This is a genomic window from Aneurinibacillus danicus, from assembly GCF_007991215.1.
Taxonomy (GTDB): domain Bacteria; phylum Bacillota; class Bacilli; order Aneurinibacillales; family Aneurinibacillaceae; genus Aneurinibacillus; species Aneurinibacillus danicus.
In genome coordinates this window covers 1-7,462 of sequence record NZ_BJXX01000101.1, presented here as the reverse complement: position 1 = coordinate 7,462, position 7,462 = coordinate 1, and the positions used below count along the sequence as shown (strand labels likewise).

The 7,462-nt window shown below is 49.4% G+C and carries 9 protein-coding genes; all 9 read left to right on the top strand.

The annotated features are described in order from the left end of the window. The first annotated feature begins 62 nt into the window (after positions 1–62). Positions 63–356 (top strand): spore coat protein, encoded by a 294-nt coding sequence (locus ADA01nite_RS11635; RefSeq protein ID WP_146810138.1) that lies wholly within the window; start codon positions 63–65, stop codon positions 354–356. Positions 357–575: 219 nt separating this feature from the next. Then, complete coding sequence (locus ADA01nite_RS11630) at positions 576–1,631, top strand: tetraprenyl-beta-curcumene synthase family protein (protein ID WP_146810137.1); 1,056 nt, start codon at positions 576–578, stop codon at positions 1,629–1,631. An 86-nt stretch (positions 1,632–1,717) separates the two neighbouring features. After that, entirely contained in the window at positions 1,718–2,503 is a 786-nt protein-coding gene (locus ADA01nite_RS11625; RefSeq protein ID WP_146810136.1) for a class I SAM-dependent methyltransferase, read from the top strand. After that, a complete protein-coding gene (miaA, locus tag ADA01nite_RS11620; RefSeq protein WP_146810135.1) occupies positions 2,500–3,447 on the top strand; it encodes a tRNA (adenosine(37)-N6)-dimethylallyltransferase MiaA in 948 nt (315 codons plus the stop codon). The genes ADA01nite_RS11625 and miaA overlap by 4 nt, the downstream gene beginning before the upstream one ends. A 52-nt stretch (positions 3,448–3,499) precedes the next feature. Then, a complete protein-coding gene (hfq, locus tag ADA01nite_RS11615; protein WP_146810134.1) occupies positions 3,500–3,730 on the top strand; it encodes an RNA chaperone Hfq in 231 nt (76 codons plus the stop codon). Between the two features lie 167 nt (positions 3,731–3,897). Next, complete coding sequence (locus tag ADA01nite_RS11610; RefSeq protein ID WP_146810133.1) at positions 3,898–4,125, top strand: hypothetical protein; 228 nt, start codon at positions 3,898–3,900, stop codon at positions 4,123–4,125. A gap of 279 nt (positions 4,126–4,404) precedes the next feature. Further along, complete coding sequence (locus ADA01nite_RS11605) at positions 4,405–5,427, top strand: methionine ABC transporter ATP-binding protein (protein WP_146810132.1); 1,023 nt, start codon at positions 4,405–4,407, stop codon at positions 5,425–5,427. Continuing rightward, positions 5,420–6,082: a methionine ABC transporter permease gene (locus tag ADA01nite_RS11600; protein ID WP_246147309.1), complete on the top strand. Its 663-nt coding sequence runs from the start codon at positions 5,420–5,422 to the stop codon at positions 6,080–6,082. The genes ADA01nite_RS11605 and ADA01nite_RS11600 overlap by 8 nt, the downstream gene beginning before the upstream one ends. 161 nt (positions 6,083–6,243) lie before the next feature. Beyond that, a complete protein-coding gene (locus ADA01nite_RS11595) occupies positions 6,244–7,416 on the top strand; it encodes a pyridoxal phosphate-dependent aminotransferase (protein WP_146810139.1) in 1,173 nt (390 codons plus the stop codon). Positions 7,417–7,462: the final 46 nt, after the last annotated feature.

Genomic DNA, 7,462 nt, shown 5'->3' with positions numbered 1-7,462 from the left:
ATCTTATTTCCTCCTTCCCTTCCTTCTTTTCTCACAATTTTCACAGAAAAAGGAGGAATACTATGCCAAACAATATAGAAGGACGTGGACTGACGGATCGTGAGATGATGCAGTTGTGTCTCGAATTGGAAAAAGGCCGCTGCCGCAGCATTGCCAATTCATTGCTGGAGACAAGCCACGACGAACTGCGTGCGATTTATCAGCGCTGTCTGGAAACCGCCATTACGCACCAGCAGCACATCTTTGAAAACATGCAGCAGAGCGGCTATTATATGGTGCCGCAGGCAACTCCCGAGCAGATCTTTGAAGTACAAGGATTGCTGCAGAACAATTTAAACCCGGGAAATCAAGTGTAAGCAGACGGAAAATAAGGAAAGAACCGTATAGATAGTGCGGTTCTTTTTTCTGTTTTTTCGGGTTTTGCTTTCACGTTTTTCACAGTTTTATGCCTTCCCATATGAAGAATTTGGGGGCAAAATGTAGAAAAGAGGGCGGATAGGGTTACAATAGAAGGGATAGAGTAATTTTGGCAGAAAGTGGTGAACCGCTTGTATCCGAGAGGACCATTGCGTTTAATGTATCGCTTATATCGGCATATCTTTCCCGCTGTCCGTGCGGAAGTGGAGCGCTGGCGCAAGCGTGCCGAACGAATTCCCGATCCGGAACTGCGCAAGCAGGCGCTTGACAGTATTAGCAATAAATTGTTTCACTGCGAAGGCGGATCGGTCTATGCGGCCGCACATATGGAATGGAAAGATTCGCTTGTTCGGCTTATCGTAGCGTATCAGACGATTAGTGATTATTTGGACAATCTATGTGACCGATCGACAACGCTCGGTGCGCAAAACTTTGATCGACTGCACCAGGCCATGCGGGATGCGGTGTCCGGTACTTTCTCGTTGATAGATTATTATGAATTTAATAAGGAAAAAGACGACGGCGGTTATTTAAAGGCGTTAGTAGCCGTCTGCCACACAGAAATCCGCAAGCTTCCGGGCTATGATCTTGTCCGGGATGACGTGTGCGAATTGGTATCACTGTATTGTGATCTGCAGGTGCATAAGCATGTGGTCAAAGAAGAGCGGGAAGTGCGCCTGCTTGCCTGGTGGCAAGAACATAAGCAGAAAGCACCGCACCTGTTCTGGAACGAGTTTGCGGCCGCTACCGGCTCTACGCTGGCCTTGTTTCATATGTTTCAGATTGCATCGTACCCGGACGTATCACCGAAACGGGTTACGCTGCTGAGACAGGCGTATTTTCCGTGGATTTGTTCCTTGCATATTCTGCTTGACTATTTAATCGATCTCGAAGAAGATGAAGTGGGCGGTGACTTAAATTTTATCGCTTACTATGAGAGTGACAAGATCATTTATGAACGGATTCACTATATTGTGCAGGAAGCCAAAAAACATATTCAACTGCTGCCGGACCGAAAGTTTCACAGCATGATCGTGGACGGACTGCTGGGGCTGTATTTGTCCGACGGCAAAGTACAGCGCCACCCGACGGTCAAGCGCGTCGCCCGGTGGATTATCCGCTCTTCTTCGCTTCCGACCCGTTTTTTCTTTCTTAACAGCCGCGGCTACCGCGGCAGCAAAGCGGTGCTGCAGGCACCGCCGACCGCAAAATAAGTCGGTTCCTTTTGCAGAAAAAATAGGGTATGATGAAGTTTGTTATCTATAAAAGACACAGTCAAGGGAACGAGTGAGAGAGAACAGTGATAGTAACTACACGGCATGAAGCACCGACTGAAGTGCAAAAGCAGGCTAAAGCGCTTGCGCACAACCTTGGTGTACAGTTTGTTGAACGTAGAAAAATGTCTATCGCCCGCCTGCATGAAATAGACGAGCGTGTTCTTGTTGTTACTGACGGTGGAATTAAGGCATACAGTAAAGGCTCCGGGGAGCCGTTCTTTTTCCACCCGGGTATGGCCATGCTTCGTATAAAAAGGTTGATGGCCGGTGATACTGATGTAATGGTTCAGGCTTGTGGACTTCAAGCAGGCGATGCATTTCTTGATTGTACGCTTGGCCTCGGATCCGATTCGATAGTTGCATCGTTTGTCGTAGGGCAGGGGGGGCGCGTGGTGGGACTGGAATCAGAGTGTGCTCTATCCGTTGTCGTCGGGGATGGGCTGAAACGGTACGAAAGCCCTCTGTCCGAAGCGGTGGAAGCCATGCGTCGTATCGAAGTGAAGCCTATCCATCATTTGACTTTTTTGCGTCAATGTGAAAATAATAGTTTTGATATTGTTTATTTCGACCCAATGTTTTTTCAAGCGATTGAATCTTCCGAGAGCATAGCGCCGCTTCGTCCGTTTGCCAATTATGAGATGGTGGCGGCAGAAGCGGTGGAAGAGGCGAAACGGGTGGCCTGCCGGCGCGTCGTAATGAAAAACCACCGGGAGAGTCCAGACTTTGCGCGCTTAGGATTTACGCGCATCCGGAAAATCGAACGTTCTTTTACATATGGAATTATCGAGGTCGGAGGCGAAGTCAGATGAGCTATAGACAACAGCGGGTGCTTGCGATTGTCGGTCCGACTTCAGTGGGGAAGACCGCGCTTAGCCTGGAGCTTGCGCGGCGATTCAGGGGAGAGATTATCTCCGGCGACTCCATGCAGTTTTACCGGGGCATGGATATTGGTACAGCGAAAGCGACGGAAGAGGAAAGGGAGGAAGTTCCGCATCATTTAATCGATATTCGCGATCCGGACGAAGAGGTAACAGTGGCTGAATTTCAACGCCTGTGCGCCGATCTTATCGCACGCATTAACGCACGGGGCAAATTGCCGATAATGGTAGGCGGTACAGGATTGTATGTTCAGTCCGTACTCTATGATTATCGCTTCTCTTCGGCTGGCGAAGACAAAGCCTATCGTCAAGAATTGATGGCATTCTCCGAGACGCATGGCAGAGAGGCGCTGCACGCAAGGCTCGCTGCCATCGATCCGGAAACAGCCGATAGGCTACACCCCAACGATGTAAAACGGATTATCCGGGCACTTGAAGTGTACCATGTTACCGGCACGCCGATGTCGCAGTATCAGGCACGGAGCGAAGAATCGCCATATGATTTGTTGCTGCTCGGCCTGACGATGGATCGGGCACGATTGTATGAACGAATCAATCGTCGCGTCGATTTGATGATTGCGGAAGGATTGATTGAAGAGGTGGAAGGGCTGCTTGCCAAAGGCTATGATGCCTCTTTGCGGTCAATGAAGGCGCTCGGATACAAAGAGATTATTGAGTATCTTGAAGGTCGCACGACACGTGAGGAAGCCATTGAATTGGTAAAAAAGCGAACCCGTAATTTTGCCAAACGTCAGCTTACCTGGTTCCGCGCCATGAAGGATATTGTCTGGTTCGATGTAACGCCGATACATAAAGATGCTCTTATGTCTACATATGAAGCAATTTATGAGACGGTGGCAGGAAAGTTCGAATAAGTGACGAATATAATAAAAAAATTATTTAAAGATAAATATAGGAGGTATTACCATGGCAAATACCATCAACATCCAAGATACGTTCTTAAACCACCTGCGCAAGGAAAATGTCCCTGTCACCATTTACCTCGTAAATGGTTTTCAACTGCGCGGACTTGTGAAAGCATTCGACAACTTTACTGTTGTAATTGATACAGAAGGAAAGCAGCAGTTAGTATACAAGCATGCCATTTCTACCTTCTTACCGCAACGACCGGTTTCTTTAATGCCTGACAACGAGTAATCATCTTCCTTTGAGGTACCTGCCGGACAGCCGCGATGCTGTCCGGTTTTTTGTGTTTCGATACAGCAGGTAAGGAAAAATACAGGTAAAAGCGGGAAAATTGCGTCTTTTTTACCGGAAGAAAAACAGCGGTATTTGATGTAATGTAATAGTAGGGGGAGGTGCGTATGAGGATTACGTTCTTGGATGAAGATGGGGATGAGTATGTCATTGAGTTGTCGGACGGGGAGGGGCTGCTTTCTGCATTGCAAAAGTCCCGCAGCATCGCTTTTAAACATAAATGGTACAACGTAGGAGACATCATAAGAATAGCATGTCCGGACGAGAAAACAGAACCGGAAGTCATCGTGTCGTTAATCAACAAGACGGTTATGAGCAATCAGGAAATTCTTTGAGAGAATGGAAAATAAAAAAGGCAGGGAAAATAAGGGTTGACCCGGCGGATTGCCGGGTATTTTTTATTTGACTTATGTTGTACAAATAGATTAAATTATTTATTGTGCTTGGACACACCGGCGCCTTGAAAGCAAAGGACGGCGCATGAATAGTGTAAAATATAAATTTTACTTGATGTATCAACTTTAGATAAGAGAGAATGCGGTGCCCTCTTTTGTCTGTGCAAAAGGGGCTTTTTCGTATGAAGACAAGCATCGAACGTTTAAGGAGGGAACACGTTGATTTCAGTCCGCAATCTGGAAAAAGTGTACGGCAGCGGCAGTACGGCCGTGCACGCAATTAAAAACGCCAACTTTGAAATCGAAAAAGGCGAAATTTTCGGCGTCATCGGGTTCAGCGGCGCCGGAAAAAGTTCATTGATTCGCTGCATTAACCTGTTGGAACGTCCGACTTCGGGGGAAGTGATTGTAAACGGTACGGATTTAACCAAACTGTCCACAGACGAACTGCGTAAAGCGCGTCGTAAAATCGGCATGATTTTTCAGCACTTCAACCTGCTGTCGTCCGCTACGGTTTTTGATAATGTGGCCGCACCGCTTAAGCTGAACAAGGCACCGAAAGAAGTAATTCGGAAGAAAGTAAGCGAGCTGCTTGAAGTCGTAGGTCTATCCAATCGTGCCCAGGCGTATCCGTCCCAATTATCGGGGGGACAGAAGCAGCGTGTCGCCATTGCACGGGCACTGGCGAACGACCCGGAAATTCTGCTGTGCGACGAGGCGACTTCGGCGCTTGACCCGCAGACGACCGAGTCGATTCTTGATTTGCTGCTCGACATTAACAAGCAATACAATCTGACCATTATGCTGATTACGCACGAAATGCATGTCGTGAAAAAGATTTGTGATCGCGTGGCAGTAATGGAAGAAGGACAAATCGTCGAAATGGGATCCGTGCTTGATATTTTCTCCAGCCCGAAGACCGCAACAACGAGAAACTTTATTCGCAATATTTTTGATGATCAATTGCCGGAAGGCTTTCTCGAGCGTATGCAGCACGTACCGGGCAGCCGGATTGTGCGCTTGACATTCATTGGAGAGAGCACGGGGCACCCAGTGCTTGCGGAGCTGACGGAGAAATATCATTTGAAACCGAATATTCTGTTTGGCCACATTACGCAGATAAAAGATACGACGTTCGGCTACCTGGTGATTTCGCTGACCGGGGAGGCCGCAGTGCTTGATGCGGCATTGAAGTATGTGAATGAACGAGGAGTCCGCGCGGAGGTGATACACCATGTTTAACGGAATGGATCCGCATTGGGATCTGTATTTGCCCGCACTGCAGGAAACGCTGTATATGGTGGGCTGGTCCATCTTTCTTGGTACATTAATTGGAATTCCGCTCGGCGTATTGCTCGTCATTACGCGGCCGGGCCACATTTTTGAACAGCCGGTATTCTATCAGATTGTAAGCACAGTTATCAATATTATTCGTTCGGTGCCGTTTATCATCCTGCTGTTTGCATTAATTCCGTTCACGAAGCTTGTTGTCGGGACGTTTATCGGCGTAGAAGGCGCCATCGTACCGCTAGTCGTGTATGTGTCGCCGTATATTGCCCGCCTGATGGAATCGGCGCTGCTTGAAGTGGACGCCGGGCTGATTGAAGCGTTCCAGGCAATGGGTGCGACCCGTCGCCAGATTATTTTTAACGTCATGCTGAAAGAGGCACGGCCGGCACTTGTTTTGTCGCTTACGATTGCCATTATCGGTTTGATTGACGCCACCGCAATGGCGGGGATCATTGGTGCAGGCGGCCTCGGTAACCTGGCGTACCGCTACGGATTCCAGCGCTGGGAAACGCTCGTGATGATTATTACCGTCATTATCCTGATTATGCTGGTGCAGCTGCTGCAAACGTTGGGTAACCGAATTGCGCGTTCCATGCGCAAGGATTAACAGGGGCATATGTAACGGATATTTACAGAATGAGAGGGAAGATGAGAACAGGATTATCATGTAGAAAAAGGCGACGGCCTTTTTCTTCTCTGGATCTTATTTCCTCTTCTCCTCTTTCCTCATGATTTTCACAAAAAAAGGGGAGCAGGGCAGTGAAAGCGTTGAAATTTCAGCCGTCAGATGCGATGAACCGCCTGCCGGATCAGTTTTTTTCCGGACTTGCGGGCAAAGTGCAGAGAAAAATCGAAGCGGGATACGATGTAATTAACCTGGGGCAGGGCAATCCTGACAAACCTACCCCGGCTCATATTGTGGACGCGCTAAAGCGTGAGGCGGAAAACCCGCTCAACCACAAATATTCACCGTTCCAGGGACGCCGGGAGCTGAAAGCGGCGATCGCACACTGGTACAAACAGGAGCGCGGCGTGACACTGGACCCGGATACGGAGGTTGCCATTCTGTTCGGCGGCAAGGCCGGGCTGGTCGAACTCAGCAATATCTTCCTGAACCCGGGTGACGTTTGCCTTGTACCGGACCCTGGATATCCGGATTACTGGTCGGGTGTGGCGATGGCCGGAGGCGTGATGGAGATGATGCCGCTCCGCGAAGAGAATGAGTTTCTTCCGGACTTTTCACAGATTTCACCGGATGTGGCGCGGCGGGCGAAAATGATGTTTCTTAATTATCCGAACAACCCGACCGGTGCGGTGGCGACACCTGCGTTCATCGAGGCAGCGGTGAAATTCTGCCGTGACCATGAGATTTTGCTGATTCACGATTACGCATATGGGGCAATCGGATTTGATGGCGTAACACCACCCAGCTTCCTGTCCCATCCGGATGCCAAAGATGTCGGCATCGAAGTCTATACCTTGTCAAAGACATATAATATGGCCGGCTGGCGCGTCGGTTTTGCGCTCGGCAATGCAGACGTGGTACGCCTGATTAACCTGTATCAGGACCATTATTTTGTCAGTTTATTCGGTGCGATCCAGATGGCGTCTGTCGAAGCGCTGACAGCATCTCAGCAGTGCGTATATGACCTGTGCGCGATGTATGAATCACGTCGTAACACGCTGTACGGGGCACTGCATCGTATCGGTTGGAAGGCGCGGCCGACACCGGGATCGTTCTTTGCCTGGCTGCCGGTGCCTGCGGGCTATTCCTCAGCTTCCTTCGCAGATTTTTTGCTGGATGAGGCACAGGTAGCGGTCGCGCCGGGGGTTGGCTTCGGCGTGCAGGGCGAAGGTTATGTGCGGGTTGGTCTGCTCGTGGATGAGCCGCGCCTTGCGGAAGCGGCGGAGCGAATCCATAAACTGCGGTTGTTTGAATAATGGTAAGAGCCCGGCTGTGCGTCGGGCTCCTTTTTCTGTGAAAATC

Bases quoted from the DNA above. Each gene is read 5' to 3' on its own strand.
- miaA (WP_146810135.1), top strand. From the start codon at position 2,500: ATGAGCTATAGACAACAGCGGGTGCTTGCGATTGTCGGTCCGACTTCA.
- hfq (WP_146810134.1), top strand. From the start codon at position 3,500: ATGGCAAATACCATCAACATCCAAGATACGTTCTTAAACCACCTGCGC.
- ADA01nite_RS11635 (WP_146810138.1), top strand. From the start codon at position 63: ATGCCAAACAATATAGAAGGACGTGGACTGACGGATCGTGAGATGATG.
- ADA01nite_RS11630 (WP_146810137.1), top strand. From the start codon at position 576: ATGTATCGCTTATATCGGCATATCTTTCCCGCTGTCCGTGCGGAAGTG.
- ADA01nite_RS11600 (WP_246147309.1), top strand. From the start codon at position 5,420: ATGTTTAACGGAATGGATCCGCATTGGGATCTGTATTTGCCCGCACTG.
- ADA01nite_RS11610 (WP_146810133.1), top strand. From the start codon at position 3,898: ATGAGGATTACGTTCTTGGATGAAGATGGGGATGAGTATGTCATTGAG.